At 64.9% G+C, this 25,947-nt stretch carries 23 protein-coding genes, 1 tRNA gene and 1 pseudogene; 15 read left to right on the top strand and 10 right to left on the bottom strand.

Annotation, left to right across the window (positions count from 1 at the left end):
• Positions 1–3: 3 nt before the first annotated feature.
• The 3 genes from AC3WLX_RS29315 to mdlC all read left to right on the top strand — a co-directional run bounded on the left by AC3WLX_RS29315 (position 4) and on the right by mdlC (position 3,734).
• Positions 4–1,107: a CaiB/BaiF CoA transferase family protein gene (locus AC3WLX_RS29315; protein ID WP_492338604.1), complete on the top strand. Its 1,104-nt coding sequence runs from the start codon at positions 4–6 to the stop codon at positions 1,105–1,107.
• A 15-nt stretch (positions 1,108–1,122) separates the two neighbouring features.
• A complete protein-coding gene (locus AC3WLX_RS29310) occupies positions 1,123–1,974 on the top strand; it encodes an HTD2 family dehydratase (protein ID WP_492338603.1) in 852 nt (283 codons plus the stop codon).
• 137 nt (positions 1,975–2,111) lie between these two features.
• Positions 2,112–3,734 (top strand): benzoylformate decarboxylase, encoded by a 1,623-nt coding sequence (gene mdlC, locus AC3WLX_RS29305; RefSeq protein ID WP_492338602.1) that lies wholly within the window; start codon positions 2,112–2,114, stop codon positions 3,732–3,734.
• Positions 3,735–3,753: 19 nt separating this feature from the next.
• Here mdlC and AC3WLX_RS29300 read toward each other — a convergent pair whose 3' ends face one another.
• Positions 3,754–4,530, bottom strand: a complete 777-nt coding sequence (locus AC3WLX_RS29300) for an SDR family NAD(P)-dependent oxidoreductase (RefSeq protein WP_492338601.1) — start codon at positions 4,528–4,530, stop codon at positions 3,754–3,756.
• Between the two features lie 74 nt (positions 4,531–4,604).
• On the opposite strand from AC3WLX_RS29300, the gene AC3WLX_RS29295 reads away from it, so the two are divergent.
• On the top strand, positions 4,605–5,066 hold the full coding sequence (locus AC3WLX_RS29295; protein WP_492338600.1) for a MarR family winged helix-turn-helix transcriptional regulator: 462 nt from the start codon (positions 4,605–4,607) through the stop codon (positions 5,064–5,066).
• 211 nt (positions 5,067–5,277) lie between these two features.
• On the opposite strand, the gene AC3WLX_RS29290 is transcribed toward AC3WLX_RS29295, so the two are convergent.
• Both AC3WLX_RS29290 and trhA read right to left on the bottom strand, forming a co-directional pair.
• A complete protein-coding gene (locus AC3WLX_RS29290) occupies positions 5,278–6,072 on the bottom strand; it encodes an SDR family oxidoreductase (protein WP_492338599.1) in 795 nt (264 codons plus the stop codon).
• 39 nt (positions 6,073–6,111) lie between these two features.
• Complete coding sequence (gene trhA / locus AC3WLX_RS29285; RefSeq protein WP_291619218.1) at positions 6,112–6,810, bottom strand: PAQR family membrane homeostasis protein TrhA; 699 nt, start codon at positions 6,808–6,810, stop codon at positions 6,112–6,114.
• Positions 6,811–6,991: 181 nt separating this feature from the next.
• On the opposite strand from trhA, the gene AC3WLX_RS29280 reads away from it, so the two are divergent.
• Together AC3WLX_RS29280 and AC3WLX_RS29275 are read left to right on the top strand one after the other, a co-directional pair.
• The gene (locus AC3WLX_RS29280) at positions 6,992–8,461 is read left to right on the top strand and encodes a YcjX family GTP-binding protein (protein WP_492338598.1); all 1,470 of its coding nucleotides are present in this window, start codon (positions 6,992–6,994) and stop codon (positions 8,459–8,461) included.
• On the top strand, positions 8,458–9,486 hold the full coding sequence (locus AC3WLX_RS29275; RefSeq protein WP_492338597.1) for a YcjF family protein: 1,029 nt from the start codon (positions 8,458–8,460) through the stop codon (positions 9,484–9,486). The genes AC3WLX_RS29280 and AC3WLX_RS29275 overlap by 4 nt, the downstream gene beginning before the upstream one ends.
• 278 nt (positions 9,487–9,764) lie before the next feature.
• Here AC3WLX_RS29275 and AC3WLX_RS29270 read toward each other — a convergent pair whose 3' ends face one another.
• Together AC3WLX_RS29270 and AC3WLX_RS29265 are read right to left on the bottom strand one after the other, a co-directional pair.
• Positions 9,765–10,580, bottom strand: a complete 816-nt coding sequence (locus AC3WLX_RS29270) for a DUF2927 domain-containing protein (protein WP_492338704.1) — start codon at positions 10,578–10,580, stop codon at positions 9,765–9,767.
• Between the two features lie 195 nt (positions 10,581–10,775).
• Positions 10,776–11,354, bottom strand: a complete 579-nt coding sequence (locus AC3WLX_RS29265) for a L,D-transpeptidase (RefSeq protein ID WP_291630189.1) — start codon at positions 11,352–11,354, stop codon at positions 10,776–10,778.
• 264 nt (positions 11,355–11,618) lie between these two features.
• Here AC3WLX_RS29265 and AC3WLX_RS29260 point away from each other — a divergent pair.
• From AC3WLX_RS29260 to AC3WLX_RS29250, 3 genes and pseudogenes are all read left to right on the top strand, one after another.
• Positions 11,619–13,165: pseudogene (locus AC3WLX_RS29260) on the top strand (acetolactate synthase large subunit).
• A 38-nt stretch (positions 13,166–13,203) separates the two neighbouring features.
• Positions 13,204–13,719, top strand: a complete 516-nt coding sequence (locus tag AC3WLX_RS29255; RefSeq protein WP_291626093.1) for a hypothetical protein — start codon at positions 13,204–13,206, stop codon at positions 13,717–13,719.
• A 281-nt stretch (positions 13,720–14,000) separates the two neighbouring features.
• Entirely contained in the window at positions 14,001–14,963 is a 963-nt protein-coding gene (locus AC3WLX_RS29250; protein WP_492338596.1) for a Bug family tripartite tricarboxylate transporter substrate binding protein, read from the top strand.
• 132 nt (positions 14,964–15,095) lie between these two features.
• Here AC3WLX_RS29250 and AC3WLX_RS29245 read toward each other — a convergent pair whose 3' ends face one another.
• Together AC3WLX_RS29245 and AC3WLX_RS29240 are read right to left on the bottom strand one after the other, a co-directional pair.
• The gene (locus AC3WLX_RS29245; RefSeq protein ID WP_492338595.1) at positions 15,096–16,043 is read right to left on the bottom strand and encodes a hypothetical protein; all 948 of its coding nucleotides are present in this window, start codon (positions 16,041–16,043) and stop codon (positions 15,096–15,098) included.
• 264 nt (positions 16,044–16,307) lie between these two features.
• The gene (locus AC3WLX_RS29240; protein WP_291626099.1) at positions 16,308–16,541 is read right to left on the bottom strand and encodes a DUF3551 domain-containing protein; all 234 of its coding nucleotides are present in this window, start codon (positions 16,539–16,541) and stop codon (positions 16,308–16,310) included.
• A gap of 252 nt (positions 16,542–16,793) precedes the next feature.
• Between AC3WLX_RS29240 and AC3WLX_RS29235 the strand changes: the two genes are divergently transcribed.
• The 4 genes from AC3WLX_RS29235 (at position 16,794) to AC3WLX_RS29220 (ending at position 19,120) form a co-directional block, all read left to right on the top strand.
• A complete protein-coding gene (locus AC3WLX_RS29235) occupies positions 16,794–17,126 on the top strand; it encodes a hypothetical protein (protein WP_492338594.1) in 333 nt (110 codons plus the stop codon).
• A gap of 161 nt (positions 17,127–17,287) precedes the next feature.
• Positions 17,288–17,779 (top strand): hypothetical protein, encoded by a 492-nt coding sequence (locus tag AC3WLX_RS29230; RefSeq protein ID WP_492338593.1) that lies wholly within the window; start codon positions 17,288–17,290, stop codon positions 17,777–17,779.
• Positions 17,780–17,835: 56 nt separating this feature from the next.
• On the top strand, positions 17,836–18,318 hold the full coding sequence (gene greA / locus AC3WLX_RS29225) for a transcription elongation factor GreA (RefSeq protein ID WP_492338592.1): 483 nt from the start codon (positions 17,836–17,838) through the stop codon (positions 18,316–18,318).
• 124 nt (positions 18,319–18,442) lie between these two features.
• Complete coding sequence (locus AC3WLX_RS29220) at positions 18,443–19,120, top strand: hypothetical protein (protein ID WP_492338591.1); 678 nt, start codon at positions 18,443–18,445, stop codon at positions 19,118–19,120.
• Between the two features lie 28 nt (positions 19,121–19,148).
• Here the strand turns inward: AC3WLX_RS29220 and AC3WLX_RS29215 are convergent, their stop codons facing one another.
• A complete protein-coding gene (locus AC3WLX_RS29215) occupies positions 19,149–19,922 on the bottom strand; it encodes an SDR family NAD(P)-dependent oxidoreductase (protein ID WP_291626108.1) in 774 nt (257 codons plus the stop codon).
• A gap of 351 nt (positions 19,923–20,273) precedes the next feature.
• On the opposite strand from AC3WLX_RS29215, the gene AC3WLX_RS29210 reads away from it, so the two are divergent.
• On the top strand, positions 20,274–22,466 hold the full coding sequence (locus AC3WLX_RS29210) for a TonB-dependent receptor (protein WP_492338590.1): 2,193 nt from the start codon (positions 20,274–20,276) through the stop codon (positions 22,464–22,466).
• Positions 22,463–23,254, top strand: coding sequence for a DUF4198 domain-containing protein (locus AC3WLX_RS29205; protein WP_492338589.1), 792 nt, complete (start codon positions 22,463–22,465; stop codon positions 23,252–23,254). Before AC3WLX_RS29210 ends, AC3WLX_RS29205 begins: the two co-directional genes overlap by 4 nt.
• Before the next feature lie 93 nt (positions 23,255–23,347).
• Here AC3WLX_RS29205 and AC3WLX_RS29200 read toward each other — a convergent pair whose 3' ends face one another.
• On the bottom strand, positions 23,348–25,135 hold the full coding sequence (locus AC3WLX_RS29200; protein WP_492338588.1) for a metallophosphoesterase: 1,788 nt from the start codon (positions 25,133–25,135) through the stop codon (positions 23,348–23,350).
• 602 nt (positions 25,136–25,737) lie between these two features.
• Positions 25,738–25,812 (bottom strand) — tRNA-Val (locus AC3WLX_RS29195).
• Positions 25,813–25,947: the final 135 nt, after the last annotated feature.

Raw genomic sequence — 25,947 nt, 5'->3', positions numbered from 1 at the left:
GCCATGGGAGCACTTGACGGGATCAGGGTGATCGCGGTCGAGCAGGCGGTCGCGGCGCCGTTCTGCTCGTCGCGGCTGGCGGATGCCGGCGCGGAGGTGATCAAGATCGAACGGCCCGAGGGCGATTTCGCCCGCGGCTACGACGCGGCGGCCAAGGGCCAGAGCAGCTATTTCGTCTGGCTCAACCGCGGCAAGCAATCGGCGGTGGTCGATCTGACCACGAACGAAGGCCGCGCTGAGCTGGAAAAGCTGATCGCCAGTGCCGACGTGCTGATCCAGAACCTCAAGCCCGGCTCGATGGACAAGCTCGGCTTCTCGCGCGAACGGCTCTTGAAGGACTATCCCAAGCTGATCTCGTGCACCATCACCGGTTATGGCGACACGGGTCCCTACGCGCACCGCAAGGCCTATGACCTGCTGATCCAGGCCGAGAGCGGCCTCGCCTCGATCACCGGCAATCCCGACGGCGCCTCGCGGGTCGGCATGTCCATCGTCGACGTTGCGACCGGCGCCACCGCGCATGCGGCGATCCTGGAGGCGCTGATCGGGCGCGGGCGTACCGGCAAGGGTGCCGATATCCGCATCTCCATGTTCGACGTGATGGCGGACTGGTGCACCGTGCCGCTGCTCAACGCGGAAGCCGGCAATCCACCCAAGCGCATGGGCTTGCGCCATCCCTCGATCGCGCCCTATGGCGTGTTCACCTCGAGCGACGGCAAGGACATCCTGATCTCGATCCAGAGCGAGCGCGAATGGAAGACTCTGTGCGCGAATGTGCTCGATCAGCCCGACCTGCCTGCCGATCCCCGCGTCGCCAACATGGTCGAGCGCGTGCGCAACCGCGACTTCACCGACACGACGGTGGCCGATGCCTTCGCCGGGATGACGCGCAACGAGCTCTTGAAGCGGCTGTCGGATGCCGACATCGCCTTTGCCGAGGTCAACACCATGGCCGACCTCACCAACCATCCGCATCTGCGCCGCATCGAGGTCGACACGCCGAACGGCCGCGTCAGCTATCCCGCGCCGGCGCCGATCATCGTCGGCGAGACGCGCTCTTATGGCGCGGTGCCCGCGATCGGCGAAAAACCAAACTCCCGGACATAACAAGAGCGAGGCGTCATGACCGAGAAGCTCGACATCGACCATTTGCGGCAATGGATCGGCCGCAGCACGGAGGCGACCGACATCGTCACCGCGCAGCTCGTGATGGGGCTGCGCGCGACGCTGTTCCAGGAGGTCGGCGAGCCCAGGAAGGGCGACGCCGCGCCGTTCACGGTGCATTGGTGCCTGGCGCAGCCGGTGTTTCCGATGTCGATGCTCGGTCCTGACGGCCATCCGACCCGCGGCGGCTTCCTGCCGCCGGTGCCGCTGCCGCGCCGGATGTGGGCCGGCGGCGAGATCGAGTTCTTGCAGCCGCTTTGCGTCGGGGATGAATCGACGCGGACCTCGCGCATCGCCGATGTGCAGGTGAAGACAGGCTCGACCGGCACGCTCTGTTTCGTCTCGGTCGAGCACAGCATTTCCTCGCCGCGCGGCACCGCCATCCGCGAGAGGCAGGACATCGTCTACCGCGAGATGACGAGCAGTGCTCCTGCGACCGCCAAGGCCCCGCCGCCGCCGCCGAAGGCGCAGCACCGGGAGACCCACGTCTCCGATCCCGTGCTGCTGTTCCGCTACTCCGCGCTGACCTTCAACGGCCACCGCATCCATTACGACCGCGACTACGTCACCAAGGTCGAGGGCTATCCGGGCCTGATCTTCCACGGCCCGCTGCAGGCGGCGCTGATCATCGAGATGGCGGCCAAGCTTCACGGCGGCAAGGCGCCGAAGAAGTTCACCTATCGCGGGCTGCAGCCGCTGTTCGAGGGCAGCGAGTTCTCGGTCAATGCCAACGAGATAGAGGCAGGCATGGAGCTGTGGACCGCGAACGCGGAGGGCCAGCCGACGATGAAGGGCACGGCGGTGTGGTGAGCCACCGTTGTTAGACCCTCACCCTGAGGAGCCGCGCAGCGGCGTCTCGAAGGGCGAGGCCACCCGCCGGGCCTTCATCCTTCGAGACGCGCGAAGACGCGCTCCTCAGGATGAGGAATGAAGAGGGACGGAAACCAATGGCCAAGAACGGCAAGACCGGCAGCAAGTCCGTCACCGTCAAGCAGGCGACGCTCGACCTGCTGCGATCGTTCGGCATCACCAAAGTGTTCGGCAATCCCGGCTCGACCGAGCTGCCGTTCCTCAGCGACTGGCCCGACGACATCGACTACGTGCTGGCGCTGCAGGAGGCCTCCGCGGTCGGCATGGCCGACGGCTATGCGCAGGCAACGCGCAATGCCGGCTTCGTCAATCTGCATTCGGCCGCCGGCGTCGGTAACGCGCTCGGCAACATCTACACCGCGCACCGCAACCAGACACCGCTGGTGATCACCGCGGGCCAGCAGGCGCGCTCGATCCTGCCGCTGCAGGCGTTTCTCTACGCCGAGCGGGCTTCCGAATTTCCGCGGCCCTATGTCAAATACAGCGTCGAGCCGGCGCGGCCCGAGGATGTGCCGGCCGCGATCGCGCGGGCCTACTACACCGCGATGCAGCCGCCCTGTGGTCCCACATTCGTGTCGATCCCGGTCGACGACTGGGCGCATGCGTGTGCGCCGGTCGAGGCGCGCAAGGTGAGTCGCGAGATCGGCCCCGAGCCTGATACGATGAAAGCGCTGGCGGCGGCACTCGGCGCGGCAAAGCACCCGGCCCTCGTGGTCGGCCCCGGCATCGATCGCGCCGGCGCGGTCGAACTGATGGTGCGCGTCGCCGAGAAGGCGAAAGCGAGCGTCTGGGTCAGCCCGTTCTCGGCGCGCTGCTCGTTTCCCGAGCGGCATCCGCAATTCGCGGGCTTCCTGCATGCCTCGCCGGCGCAGCTCTCCGATGCGCTGCGCGCGCACGATCTCGTCGTCGTCATCGGCGCGCCGGTGTTCACATTCCATGTCGAAGGCCACGCCGCGATCTTCGACGGCGGCGCGACCATCTTCCAGATCACCGATGACCCCGACGCGGCCGCGGTCACGCCATCAGGTACCAGCATCATCGCGACGATGAAGCCGGCGCTGAGCCTGCTGCTCGACCTCTTGCCCGAAAGCAAGCGCGCGGCACCGAAGGGCCGCACGTTGCCGCCAGCGCCGCAGGCGGCCGATCCGCTGCCGGTGGAATTCCTTCTGCACGCGCTGTCGCGAGCGATGCCCGAGGGCGCCTCGCTGGTCGAGGAAGTGCCCTCGCACCGGCCGGCGATGCAGAAGTTCATGCCGATGCCGGGCCAGGATAGTTTCTACACGATGTCGAGCGGCGGCCTCGGCTACTCCCTGCCGGCTGCCGTCGGCATGGCGCTCGGCAAGCCGAAGCAGCGCACGGTTTGCCTGATCGGCGACGGCTCGGCGATGTATTCGATCCAGGCGCTCTGGACCGCCGCGCAGCGCAAGCTGCCGCTGACCGTCGTCGTCATCAACAATTCCGGCTACGGCGCGATGCGCTCATTCAGCCAGGTGATGCAGGTGCGCAACGTGCCCGGGCTGGAGCTGCCGGGGATCGATTTCGTACGGCTCGCCGAAGGCGTGGGATGCGATGCGGTGCGGGTGACGAAGGCGGCCGAGCTCGACGAGGCGCTGAGGCGCGGGATGGCGTTCGATGGCACCAGCCTCGTCGAGGTCGTCGTCGATTCGGCGGTGCCGGTGCTGTACGGCCAGAAGCATTGAGGCGCCACGGCACCATTAACTACGACGCCAGGAATCCCCCATCCGCCGCCAGCACGTGGCCGACGACGTAGGACGAGTCATCGGACGCCAGCCACACCACGGCCTCTGCCACCTCCTCCGGACTTCCCATCCGCCGTAGCGGCAGGCCGGCGCTGACGGTTGCGACGTCGCCGACGCCGGCGCGCAGCATCATGTCGGTGACGACGCGGCCGGGGGCGATGGCGTTGATGCGGATGCCGCGCGGCGCGTTCTCCATCGCCGCCGAGCGCGTCAGCGAGATCGCGGCAGCCTTGGAGGCCGAGTAGAGCGAAAAGCCGGGATTTGGATTGCGCACGCCGCTGACGGAGGCGTTGACCACGATGCTGCCGCGCCCCTGTGCCAGCATCGCCGGCAACTGATGACGCAGGCATAGGAACAGCGCGCGGACATTGGTGTCGAACACGCTGTCGTAGATCTCCGTGCCCTGTTCTTCCAGCGGTGCGCGGCGCTCCTGGAAGCCGGCATTGTTGAAGGCGACGTCGAGCCGGCCGCAACGCGTGACGGCTGTGCCGACGAGGCGCGCGACGTCGTCTTCCTTGGTGATGTCGGTCTGAATCGCGATCGCGTTCGCGCCGAGCTCGCGGCACGAGACGGCGGTTGCCTCGATCTCGGCCTCGCGCCGGCCCGCGACCAGGATCGCCTCGGCGCCCTCGGACGCCATGCGTAGCGCGGTGGCGCGGCCGATGCCGCTGCCGCCGCCGGTGACGAGGCAGACCTTGCCGCTCATCCGCTGACCTGCCGGCAAAGTCCCGCTCATCGCCCACTCCAGACACTTGCGCGCGGCGTTGCGCCCATATAGTTGTATGATACAACTATATGCCGGGAGTCAAGATGGCCGAGCTTTCGCTGATCGACGATATTCGCGCCGCCTCGCGCCTGATGGTGCGCGAGCTCGGCTTCATGGACGCGACGGTCGCGGCATCGGACTATCCGCCCTCGGCGGTGCACACCATCCTGGAGATCGGCATCCGCGGTCCCATGACGTCGGGCGAGCTCGGTGATTTCCTGCGTCTGGAGAAATCCAGCGTCAGCCGCATGGTGCGCAAGCTGATCGATTGCGGCGAGCTCAGGGAGACGCCGGACGAGGCGGATGCGCGCAGCAAGCTGTTGTCACTGACGGCGAAGGGCCGCCGCACGCTGGAAGCGCTGCATGCCTTCGGCCGGCAGCAGGTGCGCGGCGCGCTGGCGACACTGACGGGAGCCGAACAGCGCAAGGTGCGCGAGGGCATGATGCTTTATGCGCGGGCGCTGCGGCAGAGCCGGGTGGGGGACGAGGTGGAGTCAGCTGCTTGACCACCGCTGTCGTCCCCGCGAAGGCGGGGACCCATTCCGCGTGATCTATCGGCTAGACACCGGTATCAGTACCGAACAACTGCCAATCTTCGCCAAACGTCTCCCTGTGGCTATGGGGTCCCCGCCCCCCGTGCGCAATTGCGCACTAGGCGGGGACGACAGCGAGTGTTTGGCGCAAATGCGCTTCAACCGCCCCGGGATGACCTAGCCGTCACTTCCCGAACTCCTCCCGCATCTTCGCCTGGATCTTGGCCATGCCGCCGATCCAGCGATCATAGTTCTCGGTCTTCTTGCGCATGTAGCCGAGCACTTGCGGGTGCGGCAGGATCAGGAAGGTCTCCTGCTCGAGGCCGGCGAGCACGTCGTTCGCCACCTGCTCGGGCGTCAGGTCGCCGTCGCCGGATTGCGGACCCTTGGGGATCGAGCGCAGCATGTTGGTGTCGACGCCCTGCGGGCAGAGGATCGAGACCTTGATGTTGTGGGCCTTGTGCGAGATCGCGAGACTTTCGGCAAAACCGACCGCGGCGTGCTTGGTGGTGGAATAAGCGGGGCTGCCGACCTGCGACAACAGGCCGGCGGCCGATATGGTGTTCAGGAAATAGCCGCCGCCGCGCGCTCTCATGCGTGGCACGAGATGCCGCGCCGCATAGACATGGGCCATGACGTGGATCGCCCAGCTGCGCTGCCAGGGCTCGTCCGAGGCGCCGCCGGCGTTCTCCGACATCGGATCGAAGCCGCCGCCGATTCCGGCATTGGAGCAGAACAGCGCGATCGGCCCGAACTGCCGCTCGGTTTCCTCGATGACGTGGGCGATGTCCTTTTCCTGGGCGACGTCGCATTTGAAGGCCGCGCCGTCCACCGTGGCGGCGACCGCCCTTGCATTGGCGGCGTCCATGTCCGCGACAACGACCTTGGCTGCGCCCGCATTGTGAAAGGCTTCGCACATAGCCTTGCCGATGCCGTTTGCGCCGCCCGTGACGACCACGACCTTGCCGGTCACCTGCATGCGACGTCTCCTCTCGCCTTATACCGCTTCGCGGAAAACTTATGAGCTCAACACGAGGTCGAGCACCGCGGTATAATGGCATGCCGCCCCGGCCAAGACAAAGCCGTGCCAGATCGCGTTCTGAAAGCGCAGCCGCCGCCACGCGTGGAAGATCACGCCGAAGCTGTAGAGCAGACCGCCCGCCAGGATGAAGCCCAGAACCAGCGCGGGCAAGGCCTTGACGACCTGGCCATAGAGCATCACGCCGCTCCAGCCCATCGCGAGATAGATGCCGACCGAGACGCGGTCGAACCGGCCGGGATAGAACAGCTTCAGGACGATGCCGAGGATGGCCACGCACCAGACGCCGGCGAGCAGCACCAGCGCGAACACGCTGTCCTTCAGCTCGAGGATGAACGGCGTATAGGTCGCCGCGATCAGGAGATAGATCGCGGAATGATCGAAGCGGCGCAAGAGCCATTTGGCCGGCGACACCGGCCAGAGATTATAGGTCGCTGACAACACCAGCATCGACAGCAGGCCGGCGACATAGATCGAGACGCCGACGACGTCGGTGGCCTCGGCATAGATCGCCGTCAGCACCACCAGTACGGTCGCGGCGACGATGCCGGCCAGCACGCCGATCGCATGGATGACGGCGTCCGCGATCATTTCGGCGCGGTCGTAATTCCAGCCGATCACGTCGGCGGCGGCATGGACGGAGGTGGAGGCAAGCTGCTTCAGTTGGAAGACGGTCATTTCAATCCGCACACGCTGAGACGAGGTCCTCTTCGATGGGTCTTCCAGGGTCGGCACGTCGTTCAAACGGTTGATTTGCCGACAATGGCGGTGGAAGTATGAAAGCTTGATTTTCGGCACGCAATTGCCACTTTTGTGAACGGCCGCACATCCCGCCCGCCCGAGATCCGTTAACGTTCAGATGGCATTCAGTTTCCATGACATGGTCGAAGAAGCGCGGCTGTCGGCGCGGGCGCTGATTGACTATGGCGAGCATTTCTTCAATCCGACGGTGCGGCTTGGTGTCACCGGCCTGTCGCGTGCCGGTAAGACCGTGTTCATCACCGCCCTGGTCCATGGGCTGACGCGCGGTGGCCGGTTTCCGGTGTTCGAGGCCTATGCCTCGGGCCGGATCGCGCGAGCGCACCTCGCGCCGCAGCCCGATGACGCCGTGCCGCGCTTTGCCTATGAGACCCATCTGCGCGTGCTGACCGGGGAGCGGCGCTGGCCGAACTCGACGGTGGACATCAGCGAGCTCAGGCTCGTCATCGAGTACCAGCGCCCGAACGGCGCCGACCGCACGCTGACGCTCGACATCGTCGACTATCCCGGCGAATGGCTGCTCGACCTGCCGCTCCTCAACAAGAGCTACGAGCAATGGTCGGCGGAGAGCATCGCGCTGTCGCGCGAGGCGCCGCGCGCGCATCTCGCCGCCGACTGGCATGCGCATCTCGCAACGCTCGAGCCCGAAGCGCGCGAGGACGAGCAGGCGACGCTGACGGCCGCGAGGCTGTTCACGAATTATCTGCGCGCCTGCCGCGATGAACGGTTTGCGATGAGCCTGTTGCCGCCCGGCCGCTTCCTGATGCCTGGCAATCTCGCCGATACGCCGGCGCTGACCTTCGCTCCGCTCGACGTGCCTCCTGGGCGGCAGGCGCCAGATGGATCGCTGTGGGCGATGATGGTGCGCCGCTTCGAGGCCTACAAGGACGTCGTGGTGCGGCCGTTCTTCCGCGATCATTTCGCGCGGCTCGATCGCCAGATCGTGCTGGCCGATGCGCTGTCGGCGTTCAACGCCGGCCCCGAGGCGCTGCACGATCTCGAAGCCGCGCTGGCCGGCATCCTGGATTGCTTCAACATCGGCCGCAGCACGCTGCTGTCCAACCTGTTCCGCCCGCGCATCGACCGCATCCTGTTTGCGGCGACCAAGGCGGACCATCTGCATCATTCCAGCCACGACAGGCTCGAGGCCGTGCTGCGCCGCGCCGTCTCTGGCGCCGTTGCGCGCGCGGAGAATACCGGCGCTGTGATCGACGTCGTCGCGCTCGCCGCCGTACGCGCCACCCGCGAGGCGCAGGTGGCGCATGGCCGTGACAAGCTGCCGTCGATCCTGGGAACGCCGGCTGCGGGCGAAAGCGCGGGCGGCGAGTTCTTCGACGGCAACACGGAAGTGGCGACCTTTCCGGGTGACCTGCCGCTCGATCCCGAGCCGCTGTTCAACGGCACGGACGCGTTCCGCGGGCTCTCGACGCAAGCCGCCGGGAACAGCGATTTCCGCTTCCTGCGCTTCCGTCCGCCCAAGCTCGATCGTGAGGGAACGGACGAGCCGACGCTGCCACACATCCGCCTCGACCGTGCCTTGCAATTCCTGATCGGAGACAAGCTCGCATGAACGACCGATCGAAGCCACGGCGGCCGGCAACGTTCCGGCTCGACGATCCCGGCGTCGTCGTCACCGAGGCGGACGAGACGACACGGCTCGGCCGCGCCACCATCCAGATCACGCCGGAGCCGGATCCGGCGCTGCTGCCGGTGCCGATCGAAGCTGTCCGGCCGGCACGGCGGGGTTTTCCCTGGGGCACGCTGTTCTGGTCCGGGCTCGCCGGCCTGACGCTGCTGGGCACCGGCCTCGGCGTCGTCCATCTCGTCGAGGATTTGTTCGCGCGTAACGAAACTCTGGGCTTCGTCGGACTTGCCTTCGCTGTCGTCACCGCGGTGGCGCTCGCGGTGGTGATCGGACGCGAGGCGTTCGGGCTCGCGCGTCTAGCCACGATCGAGAAGCTGCATGCGCGCGCGGCAGCCGTGCTCGCCAGCGACGACCGCAAGGAAAGCCGCGTCATCGTGCAGGACCTGCTCAAGATCGCGCACCAGAACCCGCAGCTGGCGCGCGCCCGCGCCTCGCTGGAGAGCCACACCGATGAGATCATCGACGGCGCCGACATGATCCGGCTCGCCGAGCGCGAACTGATGTCCCCGCTGGATGCCGAGGCGCGGCGGCTGGTGTCGTCAGCTGCGCAAAAGGTCTCGATCGTCACGGCGGTGAGCCCGCGCGCGGCGATCGATGTGCTGTTCGTGTTTGTCGCCGCGCTGCGGCTGATCCGGCAGCTCGCTTTTCTCTATGGCGGTCGGCCCGGCGCGTTCGGCATGATCCGCCTGCTACGTCATGTCATCGCCCATCTCGCCATCACCGGCGGCATGGCCGCGAGCGACAGCCTGGTGCAGCAGATGCTCGGCCACGGCATCGCGGCGAAGCTGTCGCAGCGGCTCGGCGAAGGCGTGCTCAACGGATTGCTGACGGCGCGGCTGGGCCTCGCCGCGATCGACGTCACGAGGCCATTGCCGTTCGCCGCGCTGCCACCGCCGAAGCTGTCGGATCTGGCGACGGATCTGCTGCGGAAGAAGGACGGGGACGAGTAGCGGGTTTTGCGTGGCCTCCCCGCAGGCGGCAGGGCAATCGCACATGGGAGTGATCTCACCTGTGGCCATCCTTCGAGACGCCCGCCGTTGGCGGGCCCTCAGGATGAGGACCGCATGCGTTTCGCTGGTTTCAACGGGTGTCGGTGCTGCTGAGCCTCACCCTGAGGGACCGCGAAGCGGTCGTCTCGAAGGGCGAGGCGCGCGCTCAGGTCTTTCAAAAACCCGTATGCGATAGCCCTGCCGCAGGCGGGGGCCTGGAGAGGGAGGGCAAGACCGCCTCACTGCTTCAGGTCATTCACCCGCTTCACCCAGGCGCGGACGTCCTTGAGCACGGCGGGCAGCACCGCCTTGACCTCCGCCACGGTCATGCCCGCCTTGATGCGGGGGTCGTAGAGCAGGTTGAGAATGTATTGGTCGTAGACGTCGAAATAGCCCATCGAGACGTTGTCGTTGAACATCGTCCACGGCACGCTCGCGGTGTCGTTGATCGGCCCGAGCGCTTGCAGCAGCTCCTCATAGGCGCAGTCGAGGAAGGTGAAATCGCCGTTGTCGACGGTGAGGATGACGTCGGAATGCTCGATCTCGAAATTGTCGTTCTTGCGGAAGCCAGACAGGCATTGCGGATCGAGCGAGGAGCGGATCTCGCGCGCCTTCTCGGCGCCGTAGAAGCTTGTGAGGGTGCGGAAGAGGTCGCGGTCGCGCACCAGCTTCACCCGCACATTCGCCGCTTCATTGGTCTCGATCATGGCGATGTCGAGATGCTGCACGCGCCTGCCGATGTCGGCCACGACCTTCGAAAGCTGCGCCTTGCGATCGGCTCGGTCGCTCTCGGCGTAGACGCGCACCGGCCCGTCGAACTTGCGGATGCGGTCGACCCGGCCGGCGAGGTGATATTCGGCGCCGAACGCGGTCTTTAGGAAGCCTTCGACGATCTCGCCGTCGGTAAAGCTCTTCTTCTCCGCGCGCTGACGCGAGGTGATCGCAGGCAGTTCGCCCGCCCCGGCCGCGATAGCGGTGTCAGCCGCGCAGGCGAATGCCGTGTACGCCAGCAGTGCGACGCGAAGAACAGCCGAAGATTGATTCAATGCGCTCATCGTCGCGCGACGCTGCCGCATTCGCCTCTCGCGCACAAGACCGCAGATTCACGCGGCCTGCGAGGGTCCTGCGCCTTCACGCGCGGTGCCGTAGGGTGGGTAAAGGCGCGAAAGCGCCGTGCCCACGATCTCTCGACGACAGCCGACAATTCGTGGGCACGCTTCGCTTTGCCCACCCTACAAGAGTTCGCCGGGTCAGTTGTTCAGCACAACAACCGTGGTGCCGACGCCGACGCGGCCGTAGAGGTCGGTGACGTCGTCATTCGTCATGCGGAAGCAGCCCGAGGACACCGCCTGGCCGATCGTCTCCGGCTCGTTGGAGCCGTGGATCCGGTACAACGTCGAGCCCAGATACATCGCACGTGCGCCGAGCGGATTGTCGACGCCGCCCTTCATGTGGCGCGGCAGGTCGGGCCGGCGCGCCAGCATCTGCGATGGCGGGGTCCAGTCCGGCCATTCTTTCTTGGCGGTGATCCTGTGCACCCCGCCCCAGCGGAAGCCGTCGCGGCCGACGCCGATGCCGTAGCGCAGCGCCTGGCCGTTCGGGAGCACCAGATACAGCCGGCGCTCGCCGGTGTTCACCACGATCGTGCCGGGGGCGTAGTTGCCGTTGTACATGACGGTGGTGCGGGGAACGGGATTGGCGCCGGACCGGAAGAAGTTCGGGCCGCCGCCCATGACGTCGCGGCTGTCGAACTCTTCGGCGAAGGCGCCGCCCGCCATGGCCGACAGCAGTGCGATGGTGGCAATCGGCGCGGCAAAAAACCGGATCATTGGTCTCCCCAGCAAGAAATCGATTCAATGAACGTCACAGGCCATATTTGGGGGGATTCCGCAAGCCACGGCGCCGTGAGGCGGGTCATCTCAACCGATTGGCGTTACCAATTCGGCAACCACGATTGGCCGCGGACCATTAGCCAAACCGGCACATGCCCGCGCGGGGCAGGGCGGCGATGGCGGCTATTGCTTTGACGGGACGCGCGAACAATGATTGATCGGACGGATCACCCTCAAAAGACCGATTGCGGAGCAAAAAGAATGAACGGCGCGGAAAGCCTGGTGCGGACGATGGTCAAGGGTGGGGTGGACGTCTGCTTCACAATCCGGGCACCTCCGAGATGCATTTTGTCGCGGCACTCGACCGCGTCCCCGGCATGCGCTGCGTGCTCGGCCTGTTCGAAGGCGTGGTGACGGGCGCCGCCGACGGCTATTTCCGCATGAAGGGAACGCCGGCTTCGACCCTGCTGCATCTCGGCCCCGGCCTCGCCAACGGCCTGGCCAATCTGCACAATGCCAAGAAGGCCAATTCCGGCATCGTCAACATCGTCGGCCAGCACGCGGTCTACCACATCGGCTACAACGCGCCGCTGACCTCCGACATCGAGGGGCTGGCCCGGCCGATGTCGTCCTGGGTCCGCACCTCGCCGGACGCCAAATCGGTCGCCGCGGACGGCGCCGCCGCCATTGCCGCCGCGAAGAGCGCGCCGCCGCAGATCGCAACCCTGATCCTGCCCGCCGACACCGCCTGGAACGAGGCCGACGCCATTGCCGAGGTTCCGGCCGAGCAGCAGCGCGCCAGCTATTCGCCGCAGGCGGTCGAGCAGGCCGCGAAGATCCTGCATGGCGACGGCGAGGGCACGCTGCTCCTGATGACCGGCAGCGCGCTGAGCGAGCAGGGCCTGGCGCTGGCCGAGCGCATCGCCGGCAAGACCGGCTGCACCGTGATGGGCCCGACTTTCCGCCCGAAGATGGCGCGTGGCCGCGGCCGCTTCTCGATCGACCGCATCCATTACGTCATCGACCAGGCGCTGCCGATGCTGGCCAAGTTCCGCCACATCGTGCTGGTCGAGTCCGACGATCCGGTCGCGTTCTTCGCCTACCCGAACAAGCCGAGCGTGCTGCGGCCCGAAGGCTGCGACGTGCATCGCATGACCTCCTGGGGCGAGAACTCGGTCGCGGCGCTCGAGGCGCTTGCCGGCGCGGTCAAGGCCAGCGCCAACGACGTCAAGCCGCAGGCCTTGGCCGAGCTGCTCAAGCCGACCGGCGCGCTGACCCACGCCTCGATCGCGCAGGCGATTGCGTATGCGATCCCCGAGAATGCGATCCTGGTCGACGAATCCCTCACCACCGGCCGCGCCTTCTTCCCGCCAACGGCCGCCGCCGCGCCACACGACTGGCTGCAAAACATGGGCGGCTCGATCGGCTTCTCGACGCCGCTGTCGATTGGCGCTGCCATCGCCTGCCCGGACCGCAAGGTCATCACCATGGTCGGTGACGGCAGCGCGATGTACACGATCCAGTCGCTGTGGACGCAGGCGCGCGAGAACCTCGACATCGTCACCATCGTTTTCGCCAACCGCATCTACCAGATCCTGCGCGGCGAGTTCGACAATGTCGGCGCCGGCGAGCCCGGCCAGCGTGCCAACGACATGCTCCGGCTCGACCGCCCGACGCTGGATTTCGTGGCCCTCGCCAAAGGCATGGGCGTGCCCGGCCGCGCCGTCACCAACGCCGACGAGTTCAACAAGGCGCTGGCCGAAGCCGTTGCAGAGCCGGGCCCGCGCCTGATCGAAGTCCAGATGTAGGACGCCAGCAGCCAGAGCGCCGCGAGTTCGGAGGCACCATGCAGACCGAGCTGAACAAGGTGATCGCGGCTGTCAGGGACTTCTACGCCCAAGAGACTTTCCTGTTCGAGAAGGACGTCGGCGAGCGGGCGGTCACGCACCGTTTCGCCGTGCACCTGGAGAAGCATTTTCCAGGCTGGTCGACCGACTGCAATTACGACCGGCTCGGCGAACGCACGCTGCACCTGCCGCACGGCACCATCATCTCGACCGACGACCATCTCGGCAAATCCATCTATCCCGATGTCGTCGTGCATCAGCGCGAGATCCCGAACAACCTGCTCGCGGTCGAGATCCGCAAGGCCAGCAATCACACGCCGCTGGAGCACGACCAGCACAAGCTGAGGGCGCTCACCGACGTGCATGTCTGGTTTCCGTTCTGGATTGGCTTGCTGCTGGTGCTGGACCGACATTCGGTCACGATGTCGGAAGTCTATGTCAGCGCGGCCCTCGACGAGGCGCAGTCGCGCTGGTTCGCAAGCCGGCTGCGGGAGAGCGGCTTAGCGGCCTCTTAGACCCTTGCCTGCGTCGCTGTCTTCCCAATCCCGAACTCAGTGATCCTTCGGTCCGCGCAGGCCCTTAGGCGCATCTTCTCGTCATCGCGCATCAGACAGAAGTAATCCTCTTTCGACCGGCGCGCATTTGCAAAGTGGTTCCATTGCCGAGAGGGCGGCCGCATAGCATTTATTCAATGGTCTACCGCGGCAAGTTCCTGGGCGACGTGCAGCCAAACGGACGTGCGGGCTTGTCGAACTCAATGAGGATTCCTGCTGTGCGCTTCGTTCGATCTCTTGCCTTGCTGGCCGCATCCGTCCTGACCGCATCGGTACTCGTGAATGCGAGTGCTGCGAGCGCCAGCGCCTGGCCCAGCCGCACCATCAAATTGATCGTGCCGTTTCCTCCCGGGGGCGCCGCCGATACCGTCGCACGCATTTACGCGGACAAGCTGAGCGAGGCGCTCAAGCAGCCCGTCGTGATCGAGAACAAGGCAGGCGCCGGCACTGCGATTGCGGCCGAAGCCGCCGCCACTGCGGAGCCCGATGGCTACACCCTGTCCCTCGCTCCCGCCGGCCAGCTCACCATCCTGCCGCACATCAACAAGGAGATCAGGTACGATCCCTTCAAGAGCTTCGTTCCGGTGTCGAACCTGGCTACGGTTCCCTACGTGCTGGCGGTCAGCCCGGACACGCCGATCTCGAACGCCAAGGATCTCGTCGCCGCCGCGAGCAAGGATCCCGGCAAATTCACCTACTCGTCCTGCGGTCCTGGCACCCTCTGCCATCTGAGCGGCGAACTCTTCCAGCGCCAAACCGGCACGAAGCTTCTGCATGTGCCGTTCAAGGGTAGTGCCCCGGCGGTCAACGCACTGCTGGGCAACGTCGTTAACCTGTCGTTCGACACGCTGACCGTGCTCGCGCCACAGATCCGTGACGGCAAGGTCAAGGGCCTGCTCGTCACCAGCCGCGAGCGTTCGTCACAGCTGCCCGACGTCCCCACCGCAGCCGAAGCCGGCGTGTCGGACTTCGTCGTCGATTCCTGGTTCGGCCTGGTCGCGCCGGCAGGTACCCCGGCCGAGATCATCCAGCGCCTGAATGCGGAAGTCGTACGCATCGGAGCTCAAGCCGATGTTCGAGCCCGCCTGGAGACTCAGGGACTGCTCGTCACCACGTCGACGCCCGAGGGATTCACGGACATCATCAAGGCCGATTACGCCCGTTGGGGCAAGGTGATCAAGGATTCCGGCGTCGAGGTTTTCTAAAGCACGACTCATAAAGGCGCGCCACCTGGGACGCCAACCTTCACCGTCGGGAGAGTGAGTGCCGCGGGGTCGCTCGCAGCAGCGAGCGGTCCCTTCCGCCGAAGATGGCGCGGGGCCGTCGAGCTGCCTCGCTCAGAACTTGAAGCTGCTCTGGATGAAGGTGCCGTAGCGGTCGACCTGATAGGTCTGCGCCTGCCCCGGTGCTCCGCTCGCAGGCTCGGTGAAGTCGTTGATTCCTGTGTGCCAGTACCGGGCGCCAATACCCACGCTCGCGTTGGGCGTGACGGCATAGGACATCACTGTCTCGAGCTGGAAGCCATGGCCGTAGCCGCGAGACGGCTCGGTGCCGAAGGTGAAGTAGTGCGTGTCGAAAGCCCTCACGTCGGAATACGTGTAGGCGGCATCGACGGTGAGCTTGAGCGCCGGCGTAAACCAGAGATCGGCCACCGCGCCGGCGCGGACCGCGTGTAGGATGTCGCGCTCGGTGATGACCTTGACGCTGCCGGCGAGGACGCCGGCGCCTTCGCAGATCTGGCCGCCGGGCACCGTCTGCCGGCATCCCCATGCATCGGCCAGCTCGCCGCGGTAATGATAGCCGACGAAGCCGCCCAGGCGAAGGCGCGGCTCCGCATTGACGGGACGTGACTCGTAGAAGGAATAGCCGACATCGAGGTTGGCGTAGCCCAGGAAGCCGCGGGTCTGGCTCTCCGTCTTCGTGTACGGCCCGTTGAAGAAGGGCGGAAAATCCTCGTCGTTCATGGTGCCGCCGGTGATGCCGCCAAATCCTCCGTAGCCCTTGACGAAGAACTTCATCGGGCTGTCGAGCCGGAAGAAAACCTCTCCCGAATGCGTGCTCATGTTGTGATAGTCGAGCCGCGAGATGACCGGAGAGTATCGCGATCCGGTGCTGTGCAAGTCGTAGGCGGTGCGGCCGATGCTGTACCAGTACCGTGCGCCGACCTCGACCTGCCAAAGATTGAGCGGCTCGGGAGTCCTGACGGCCTTGATCGGCAGGTCGGCGGCGATTGCCGGTGCGGCGAGCATGAAGCAGCTGAATGCGATGAATGCGGCCTTGTGCACGATGTCCCCAACCAGCCTGTCCTGAAATGCGAATCGGAATGAGTACTTCGAGTCGAATTGTCGGGACTTGCTGCAGACGAGCAATCCGCATCTTCGCCCGCGCGGCGGATTTGCGGCCAGTTGTGGCAACTTGGCACCACACGCGAGAGTTCGGGGACGATGCAGCTGCAAGGCGCATGAATAAAATGCGGAGCCCCGGCGTTGATCCGCCGAGGCTAGACGTGCGCTGTCGCGCACGCCGCACTGTCTTCAGCCGCGCTCCCGTCAGTAATAGTAGGGCTGCGAATAGGCGTAGCGCGGGTTGATGCCGCAATAGGCCGACGTGCCGGAAGCCGTGGCGGCACATTGCTGATAGGTGGCGAACTGGCAGTTGCCGGGATAGCCCCAGCTGCGGCCTTGCAGGCAGAACCTGTCGTTCGCGGCCTGGGCCGGCGCCGCCGACAAGGACGCGGCGATCAGGGTTGCGAACGATGCAAGCGTGAGGATGGTGCGACGCATTTCAATCTCCTTCGATGGGGTCGAACCGCCGTGCCCAGGCGTTCCGGGCGACGGATGCACGGTCATGCCTGTTGGTGTCGGCATGGCGCGGTGCGTTCGAGGTGAGGCACATCATGACGCAGGCCCTGGTTTGCAATGTGATCCCCACCACAGTTCCGGCGTGGGATCGGACCTATCGTAGACGGACTTGCACGCGTCGATGCCGGAGGCCTAGGTTGGCCCATTCGGATCAAGCATTTTTTGGAGGTTCTGATGCAGAAATCATATTTGCTGGCCGCGGCGGCAGCGCTCGTGTTCGTGATGCAAACGCCGCTTGCCCTGGCGCAGGGAGCGCCGGCCGCCGGCGGAACCGCGGCGCCTGCCGCGACAACCACTGCGCCGGCTGCGACAGCGACCGCGCCAAGCGCCACCACCGACAGTTCCACGACCGACGCCAAGAAGGGCGCCGCGAAGAAGCCGGCCAAGAAGAAGATGACCCGGCAGCAGGAGATCGATCATTCGGTCGACACCGGAACCGTGCCTTCGCGCTACCGCAGCTCGGTCCCCAAGCAGTACCAGCAATACATCCCGTTCGATAAGCAATAAGGGCTGCATGGTGGGGCGGCGGTCGCACCGGCTGCGGCGCCGTTGCCCATTGAAGGATGGCCCTGGCCATGGGATCAAGCCACATACATTGTGGCGATCCGAAGCGTTATTGAGCGAGGCGAATGTCGCTTCGCTCCAAAGGCCAAAGTCCGGGGGAAGGAATGAGCGAGGACGGGAAGGATGCTGGTCTGGTGGCCATGATCACCAGCATCCTGGGCGGCAACAAGCGCGCAGACACCCCGCCGCCGCTCACTGAAGCGCCCCCGACGGCCCCGGCGAACGAGCCCGAGACGGTCGAGGCGCCCGCCGGCGACGCTGCGCCGGCTGAGCCCGAGATCAAGTCCGAGCCTCCACCCGTTACCGCGCCGGCCGAAACGAAGACGGTCGAGCCGCCGGCAAAGATCGCCACAACGCCGGATGGCCGTAAATTGCTTCCCGCCGAGGCCATCGCCGACCTCGTGCTCGGCGAGTTGCGCAAGATGGACGGTTTTCCGGCCTCCGGCGTCTCGGTCACGGTCTATGGCTACCGGAACTGGAACGCCATGCTGACCTTCGCGCCGTTCTCGACCAGTTTCCAGAACGCGACCCGGTTCCGCCAGGCCTTGCCGGATCTCGTCTTCAAGCTCCGTCGTTTCGTCGAACTTGAGATATAGTTCGATATTTCGCGGCGCCTGGCGCCGCCATCGAAACAGCTCGACAGGATCTTCAATTGAGCGTCGCCTTCACCAAGGAAGAGAGCGCCGAAACCGCGTCCGAGACGCTGTTGCCGGATCGCCCCATCTCGCCGCATCCCAACCTCGTGACGGAAGCCGGCCTTCATGCGTTGCAGGCGCAGCTCGCCGAGGCGCGCAAGGCCTATGAAGCCGCGCAGGCAATCGAGGACGTCAACGAGAAGCGCCGGCAGTCGGCCGTGCCCCTGCGCGATTCGCGCTATCTCACCGAACGCTTGCGCACGGCGCAGGTGATGCCCGACCCTGTCGCGACCGACACCGTCGCCTTCGGCAGCACCGTGACCTTCAGCCGCGCTGACGGCCGGGTGCAGACCTACCGCATCGTCGGCGAGGACGAAGCCGATCCCAAGGCAGGGACGATCTCGTACGTCTCGCCGGTGGCGCGTTCGCTGATGGGAAAGGCGGTCGGAGACGTCATCGGTTCGGGCGCGCAGGAGATCGAGATCCTGTCGATTGTGTAGGCGTGGTCAGGCCGATCGCGATGATGGCTATCGACAGGAGCGATGCCGTTCGCCTAAAGCATGCGCCACGGGTTTCCTCGATATCGATGGTCTGCGCCTTGTCCGCGAAACAAAGCTCGGTTGAATGAGACGGTTTCTGTCCGGCGCATTGCCATTCTACGCGCTGGCCGGACTGGCCATGTGCATGTACCTCGTCCTGTACAGGACGAACCTGTTCGACCTGAACGCAATCGTCCAGGGCGCGAGCGGCTCGTGGTGGTTTCCCGCCTTCATGTTCGTCTGCGTGCTCATGGAATCGGTCTTCCCCTATTTCGGCTATTTTCCCGGCACGGCGCTCATCCTGATGTCCGTGGCGCTCAATCCGCAGTCCGCCGACGTCTCGGTGTTTGTCGTGGCGTGGCTCGCCATCATCCTGGGCGCCGTCGTGAGTTACGGACAGGCGCGCTTTTTCAGGCCGCTCTTGCAGCGGGTCGCCTCGAAAGCGGCACTGCGCCGCTGCGAGTCGCTCCTCCACGCCTATGGTCGCTACGCGCGGATTGCCTTGTTCGTTCATCCCAACGCATGTGCGATGTATTTCACCGCACTCGGACTTCTCGGCGGCAAGCTGTGGCGCGAGCTCGCTTATCTCTGCGTGGGTGCAACGGCTGCCGTGGGCGTTCTGTTTGTCATCGTGACCCGGATCGTGTCGGCGGTCGGCCCCACCGACAACGGCGAGTTGCAGGTGCTGCTCGCGGCCGCGCTGGCCGCGATCGGGACCCTGGTCGGTCTCTACGCGGCGTGGCGGCCGGAGCGGGCGGCGTGAAGCCTGCTCCGTCATTGCGCCCTGTGCGCTACACCTCCGGTAGCGCGACGCCCGTCAGCTTGCTCAATCTGGCAATGAGCGCGTCCTGAAATGTCGGATCGGTTGCCTCGCTCGCCGGCTGCTCCTGCCGGAGATGATGCCAGTAGCGCCCGCTGACCATGGCGGCGGGATCATCGCTCACCGCCAGCCAGGTTTGCGTCCGTTGCCCGGTGTCGATATCGACCGGCGCGCCCGCGCCGCCCATCCTCGTGCGTACCCAGCCGGGATCGACGGCGTTGCAGAGAACGTTTGGCCAGCGTCGTGCCAGCGCAAAGGCGAGCGCGACGACATGCAGCTTGCTCTCGGCATAGGCCTTGGAAGCATTCCAGGCCCGCTTCGTCCAATCGAGATCGTCGAGCGAGCCTTCTCCTCCGCGGTGCAATCCGCTGCTGAGATACACCAGCCGGCCGGGCCGCGCGATCAGGGCCGTCAGCATGTACGGCGCAAGCGTGTTGATGGCGAGCGTCTCGGCATGGCCTTCCGGCGTCGCGCCGCGGCTCGGCCGCGTGTAGACGCCGGCATTGTGGATGACCGCGTCCATGCGCCCGATCGCATTGACCTGGTCCGCGATGCTTCTCGTCTCCGCGGCACTGCTGAGGTCGCCAACCACCAATCCCTGGGCACGCGAGGTGAGCCCGCCGAGCGATGCGGCACGATCGGCCGAACGCGCATGCAGCACCACGCCGTGGCCTTGATCGAGCAGCGATTGCGCTGCCGCGCGGCCGAGGCCGTCCGTGCTGCCGGTGATGAAGATGGTCGCCATGCGTTGCTCCTCCGGATGTTCAAGACGGACTCTCACGATCTGGCCACTTGATTACCTCCAATGGATAACCGGTTGCCAGAGCTTGGATCCTTCGCCCTCCCATCAGCGACGCACGCCGGCGCGGGGCGTTCCTGAGGCAATTGAATCCCAAGGGCTTTCCCAAAGGGCCATGCCGACGCTGCAACTGGCGCGCAACTTGCTCATGCGCGTATGACGATCGACTCGAATTGTCATACTAAGATATGATCATCTGACGGGATCGTCATACGGCGTGCAAGGGCTCATCAAGCGCCGTGACCGACGATGGGGGGTAAATTGCGTAGAAGTTCATGGCGCCTGGCGCTGGCAGGCATGACATTGTCCGGGTTTGCAGCCGGCGAATCCGTCAACGCGCAAACCGGCCCGGCCTCGACCGTGTCAGCCGCGTTGCCGCCGGTCACGGTGATTGCGCCGGAGCCGACGCCAAAGCGTGCGCGGCAATCCAGGCCGTCGCAAGCCCGGACTGCCGCGCCCGGCGCGCAGCGCACGCGCCCCGCGCAGCCGGCATCCTCTCCGGGGCTTTGGAATGCGAACGGCGCGACCGTCGGCCGCGGCGACGTGTCGAGTTCGGTCACCGCCCTGCCGGCGGGCGTGACGGTGGTCGACGCGCCGGCGATCAGCCGGCTCGCGGTGTCGACCTACGGCGATCTGTTCCGCTCGCTGCCCGGCTTCAACGTCGCAAATTACGGGCAGGGGGCCGTCGGCTACGGCTTGTCGCTGCGCGGCTACACCGACGCCGAGCACGGGCGCGACATCGCCTACTCAATCGACGGCGTGCCGCTCAACGAAGTCTCCTCGCTGCACACGCCGAACTATGCCGACCTGAACGTCCTGTTGCCGGAGACCGTCAAGAGCATCGAGATCGTGCGCGGGCCGTTCTCGGTCGAATACGGCGATTCCAACATGGGCGGCTCGGTCAACATCACGACCAAGCAGGCCGAGCCGTTCGCCAGCATCGGGGTGTCAGGCGGCACGCAAGGGACCGGCCGTGGCGTTGCGACCTACAGCACCACGCAGGGCGCGTGGTTGCCCTATCTCGCGCTCGAGGGCTATCACACCGACGGCTACCGCGATAACAGCTTCGTCAACCGCTACAACTCGTTCAACAAGGTCACGACGACGCTGCCGGACGGCGCCACCATCTCGTTCCGCGCGCAGGCTTACGGCACCGAATATGGCGCGCCCGGCTATGCCAGTCGCGATGCCATCGCCGCCGGCACGATCTCCGAGCGTTCGGCGACCAACCGGACCGACGGTGGCAACAAGCAGCTCGAAAACTTCGTCACCAACTACGCCTCCGGCGCACAGGACCAGGAACTGAAGGGCACGCTGTTCGTCAGCCATCAGTTCTCCAACCGCTTTGCCGACTTCGGGGGCGGCCAGCGCGTGCAGCACGACGACCGCACCATGGTGGGCGGCCGGCTCAGCAAGGTCTGGACCGGCGCCATCGGCGACGACATTCCCGTGCAGGTGCTGCTCGGCGGCAACTGGCGCACGGATGTCATCGAAGCCTTCCAGGCGCCGACCACCGCGCGTGCCGTCACCGGTCCGGCGGTCGTCAATGTCGGACTGACGCAGACCAACGTCGCCGGCTTCGGGCAGGTCCAGGTCAAGCCGCTGTCGTGGCTGAAATTCACGGCGGGCGGACGCTACGATCAATTTTACTACGACATCGACGACCGCATCACGCCGGGCGGCACGCCGAACATCTCGAACGGCATTGCCAGTCCGAAGCTCGGCGTCGCGATCACGCCCGTAAAATGGCTCGAGTTGTTCGCCAATTATGGCCAGGGCTTCCGCAGCATCGACGTCCCTGCAGAGCTGATCGGCAATCCCGGTATCCAGCCGTTCCGGATCGTCAGCCGCGAAGGCGGCGTCCAGTTCACCTTCGACCGCGTCAGGTTTCTTGCGAGCTACTGGACCACGGATTCCGCCAACGAGGCGTTCCAGGCGGCGCCCGGCCTGCCGGTCACCTTCCTCGGCAAGGCGCAGCGCGACGGCTACGATATCGATGCGCGGGTGTTCGTTGTCGCCGATCCCGTCAGCACCGTGTCGCTGTTCGCCAATTATGGCGGCGTCCGCGCACGCCTGGTCGATGCCGCGCCGTCCTACTTCGTGCCGAACGTGCCGAACTACGTCGCCAATGTCGGCATCGATTTCAATGTGGCGACCGGCAACGCGCAGATGCTTTCCGGCTCTGCCTACGTGACGTTCGTCGGCAAGAAGAACTTGACGCAGGACGGCCTGATCACGACCTCGCCCTACTCGCGCGTCACCGGCAAGCTGGCCTATAGCTGGCCGGAGGGCTGGACCGCGTTCAGCCAGGCGACGTGGTATCCCGGCGACCGCCTCAGCGAGATCGCCATCAATTTCGGCGATCCCACCGGCGCCAATTCCTCTGACATCTTCGTCAGCGCGCAACCAAGGCTGGCCGTGCTTGCGGGCCTCACTTACCGATTCCCGACCGCAACGGCTGTGGCAAACACTGGACTGGTGATCAAATGACTCCGTGCTTCCCGTTCGTCCAACGCGCTCTCGTCTCGGCCGCTCTGCTGTTCGGCTCGGCCGGCCCGTTGCTGGCCCACGACGTCTGGCTGAGCCTGTCGGGCCCGGCCAGTGCGCGCCGCGTCATCGTCAATTACGGTCATCCCGACGACCGGCCGCCTGCCTTTGCCGACAAGGTCGTGGACCTCGTCGCGATCACGGCGAGCGGACGCCGCTCGCTGCTCGACGGCTTGGCGGCGGCATCGGAAGGCGGCGTCCAGGTCGCGCGCTCGAAGCCGTTCGCAGACGGCGGACACACCCTGATCGCGGGGCGCTACGACAACGGAGTCTGGGTCAAGACCGCAAGCGGCCTCTACCGCAATGCCACGCGCCGGCTGGTGCCGGACGCTGCTGAAAGCCTATGGTCGGGAAAATTCGCGAAGGCGATCTCGGGCCCCGGTTCGCCCTGGCAGGAGGTGCTCGGACACGACCTCGAGATCGTACCTCTCTCCGATCCGGCCGAGGTGCAGCCGGGCAGTGCGTTGCGGGTCAAGGTGCTGTTCAAGGGCAAGCCGCTGTCCGGCGCCGAGGTCGAACGCGGAGACGCCAGAACCGCGCTTCCCGAGAAGGACATCCCCAAGTTCAAGACCGACGCCGACGGTGTCGCATCAGTCCCGATCGCGAAGCCAGGCCCATGCCTGCTCGTCGTCGATCACCGCGACGTGCCGCCGGCGACGCCGAACCAAGTGACCGCCGAGCTCACCAACGCGACCCTGTGGTTCGTCGTCGCGCGAACGCGCAAGCGGTGAGGGGACGATCCGGCCTGTGCTTCCCGGGTCCGTAACTCGTGACTGGTCCTGTCGCGCTCTACCGAGCGGCGCGGCCGCGCGTTGGATCTAGTTCTACTGATCATCTTTCCTTTGGAAGATCTCAGCAGATGGATCGACATCCGCAGACGAGAGGGACTCCTCTGCCGCAATTACGATGGCAGGCTCCAAGAGTCGGGGCTTGAACTTACGCGGCGGCACGAACAGCGAGGGCTTGTCTGGGCTGCGCTCGTCATTTGTCTGCCACGCTGCTCGGGATGGCGGCTGATCGATGCAGATCGGACAAATGGTCAACACATCGCCGACAATGCGCATTCTCAAGAAGTGCCGGTGAGTATCGAGTCGCATTGCACTGAAGGCATCGTTGTGACATCGGTTCAAGTGCAGGCAAGCAAGCTGTAGATATTTGCCAAAAATCCAGCCCCCAATGCGAGCGCCCAGAGGGAGCACGGGGAACGCCACGACCAGAGCCCAAAGAAGCCAGTGACTCCCGAGGATCAACAGGTTCTCTCGCACAAGCCAGAGAACGGTGCTCAAGATCACAATTGCAGCGAAGTGAACCAGCGCATGCGCGGCCGAGTACAGCATAGTTGCGGCGCTGAAACGACCCTCCTGGTATCCGAAATAGCCCCAGAACGCCAGGAAGAGCATAAGCCAGGTCCCGACAATGGTCTCTGGGATTGGCGCTTGTGTCAGCACAAAGCAACACATCGCGTAGAAACTGCCAAGAACGTACGAGAGTCCAGGATTTTTATGGAAAAACCTGCTCTGCTCGCGAAGAAGTCTTCTGCTCTCCTCCTTCGACGGATATTCGGCCTGCAACGAGAGAGTTGCGTCTCGCTCTTTCAGCCAGTCCGTACTGATTGAATCCTTCAGTTCGAGAGTGCCGTGGACAAACGCGCCGCCTCCACCCGATGTGATAAACTGACTGTTGGCACCCTGATAGCGAGCATAATGGTGTGAGTCACCCGATAGCACGAGCGGAATACGAAGGTGCTTGTCAGCGTTCTCCGCGATCTGCGAAGCATATCCAAGGGTCCGAAACGAGTCGCCTTCCTTCTCGGCTTCGTACCAACCAGGTTCTGCACTGCAGAGAATGATGTTGGCGCCGTCAGGCATGTTGTTTGCGGCATCAACGAAGTAGTCAGCCTGAGGCTGATCCATTTCGCGCACGAGCGCGATGTCTATACCCCAGATATACCAGTTGTTGGTGACTCGGGCGGAGAAGTAGCTCCTGCGCTGCCTCGTTGCCCAGTTTCCAATCCTTGTCGATTTAGATCGACAGAAGAGGGCTAGAAAAACCACAAGCCCGTCATACCAATCGTGGTTGCCGGGGAGTACGAGCAGGGGGCGCGGCTTCTCAGAATCACTTTTAGGCCACGCAAATTCGTAGGGGCGCCGTAGCCTGGCGATATACTCGTCGCGCGCAGCTGTAGGATAGACCTGGTCGCCGCCCATCACCAATACGTGGGCGCGAGGAAGCGGTCTTTCGAATTCGGGCAGCGTTAGCGAGGGCTGTGCAAGTGCATAAGCGACGGCATAGGTTGCATCGAACCCGTCACCCAGGTCGGCGACATAATCGATCAAGACCTCTCCTTGGTCATCACCGATATCTTTTCTCAAATCCGTGGTACTGCGGCTCTCTTCGAAAGTTTGCTTATCGAGGGCCGCATGTGTCAATCTGCGGTCCGCGTACTGCCCAAACAGTTTCGATATGATGACATTGAGAAGCAGTTTCAGAAGGAGTGTGGGCTCGAACCACCCGGTCATGGCCGGAAAGAACTTGAGGTGCTTCAGTTGGACTTCGGAGGCATCGAGTTTCAACACGTCTTTCAGGTCGCGCGGCTCTTTGGAATTTATCATCGACCGACCTCATTCGCTCAGCGATCACTTTATCGGAGCAGTGTCGTGCACGCTGGTATCGCAAAGAGTGGTAAGCCAAAAACTGTCGGCATCCTCCTTGCAGCTGATGCGGTGAATAGCTGGAAGACCTTGGCGATGAATGCGCAAATTGCGCAAAGACCCATTGCCCCCAATGAAGCTCTATCGCGAAAATTATAGTTCTCCGCTGCTCAGCTCAGCAGGGCCGAAACTCGCATAAGGCACGCTCTGGAGCTGTGAACTACTTCACAAGCGACGGCTTGTTCGTATGGCGCTGAAGCCCGAGCTTCGCGGTCCGCGCCGCAGCAATGTCAGCGCTCAAGGAACCCAGCCGCCAGAAGCGGGAAGATCGTTCCCACAACGAACTGCGAAGCGGCTCGGGGTTTTGCCCGACGCCTCAATCAAAATTCGGAAAAGTCGTGGTTTCTCGCTTTCGCTCGCGCCCGCTACTGTGCATGGGGTTGTTTTCGAGTTTCGACAGAGCGGAGGCAATACCCCCAGTCCGTCTACGCTCTTCGAGCGACGCCGGACACGCTTCGCGAAGATTGGGCGTGGCTGTGCCACGCGAAGCCTTTGGCGAAGCGTGGTGGGCGCACAAGGGATCGAACCTTGGACCTCTCCCGTGTGAAGGGAACGCTCTCCCGCTGAGCTATGCGCCCGGGACCATCATGCAGGCGGCCGGACCTTTCGGCCGGCCGGTGCCTTGGAGCCCGCGATTTAGAAGTGCGGGCTTGAGGTGTCAAGTTTCCCGGCGCCGCGAGGCCGGAAAACCTCGCCTCGGTGGCCTCATTCGC

It is taken from the genome of Bradyrhizobium sp. FW305-F6 (genome assembly GCF_058782905.1).
The sequence above is the reverse complement of the archived record's forward strand: the minus strand, read 5'-3'. Positions and strand labels throughout refer to the sequence as shown.

Coding starts and splice junctions, on each gene's coding strand:
- AC3WLX_RS29230 (WP_492338593.1), top strand. CDS start 17,288: ATGAGCGAGGACGGGAAGGATGCTGGTCTGGTGGCCATGATCACCAGC.
- AC3WLX_RS29205 (WP_492338589.1), top strand. CDS start 22,463: ATGACTCCGTGCTTCCCGTTCGTCCAACGCGCTCTCGTCTCGGCCGCT.
- mdlC (WP_492338602.1), top strand. CDS start 2,112: ATGGCCAAGAACGGCAAGACCGGCAGCAAGTCCGTCACCGTCAAGCAG.
- AC3WLX_RS29300 (WP_492338601.1), bottom strand. CDS start 4,530: ATGAGCGGGACTTTGCCGGCAGGTCAGCGGATGAGCGGCAAGGTCTGC.
- AC3WLX_RS29315 (WP_492338604.1), top strand. CDS start 4: ATGGGAGCACTTGACGGGATCAGGGTGATCGCGGTCGAGCAGGCGGTC.
- AC3WLX_RS29270 (WP_492338704.1), bottom strand. CDS start 10,580: ATGAGCGCATTGAATCAATCTTCGGCTGTTCTTCGCGTCGCACTGCTG.
- AC3WLX_RS29200 (WP_492338588.1), bottom strand. CDS start 25,135: ATGATAAATTCCAAAGAGCCGCGCGACCTGAAAGACGTGTTGAAACTC.
- AC3WLX_RS29310 (WP_492338603.1), top strand. CDS start 1,123: ATGACCGAGAAGCTCGACATCGACCATTTGCGGCAATGGATCGGCCGC.
- AC3WLX_RS29220 (WP_492338591.1), top strand. CDS start 18,443: ATGAGACGGTTTCTGTCCGGCGCATTGCCATTCTACGCGCTGGCCGGA.
- AC3WLX_RS29275 (WP_492338597.1), top strand. CDS start 8,458: ATGAACGACCGATCGAAGCCACGGCGGCCGGCAACGTTCCGGCTCGAC.
- AC3WLX_RS29255 (WP_291626093.1), top strand. CDS start 13,204: ATGCAGACCGAGCTGAACAAGGTGATCGCGGCTGTCAGGGACTTCTAC.
- AC3WLX_RS29235 (WP_492338594.1), top strand. CDS start 16,794: ATGCAGAAATCATATTTGCTGGCCGCGGCGGCAGCGCTCGTGTTCGTG.
- AC3WLX_RS29215 (WP_291626108.1), bottom strand. CDS start 19,922: ATGGCGACCATCTTCATCACCGGCAGCACGGACGGCCTCGGCCGCGCG.
- AC3WLX_RS29265 (WP_291630189.1), bottom strand. CDS start 11,354: ATGATCCGGTTTTTTGCCGCGCCGATTGCCACCATCGCACTGCTGTCG.
- AC3WLX_RS29240 (WP_291626099.1), bottom strand. CDS start 16,541: ATGCGTCGCACCATCCTCACGCTTGCATCGTTCGCAACCCTGATCGCC.
- AC3WLX_RS29290 (WP_492338599.1), bottom strand. CDS start 6,072: ATGCAGGTGACCGGCAAGGTCGTGGTCGTCACGGGCGGCGCAAACGGC.
- AC3WLX_RS29295 (WP_492338600.1), top strand. CDS start 4,605: ATGGCCGAGCTTTCGCTGATCGACGATATTCGCGCCGCCTCGCGCCTG.
- AC3WLX_RS29210 (WP_492338590.1), top strand. CDS start 20,274: ATGACATTGTCCGGGTTTGCAGCCGGCGAATCCGTCAACGCGCAAACC.
- trhA (WP_291619218.1), bottom strand. CDS start 6,810: ATGACCGTCTTCCAACTGAAGCAGCTTGCCTCCACCTCCGTCCATGCC.
- AC3WLX_RS29280 (WP_492338598.1), top strand. CDS start 6,992: ATGGCATTCAGTTTCCATGACATGGTCGAAGAAGCGCGGCTGTCGGCG.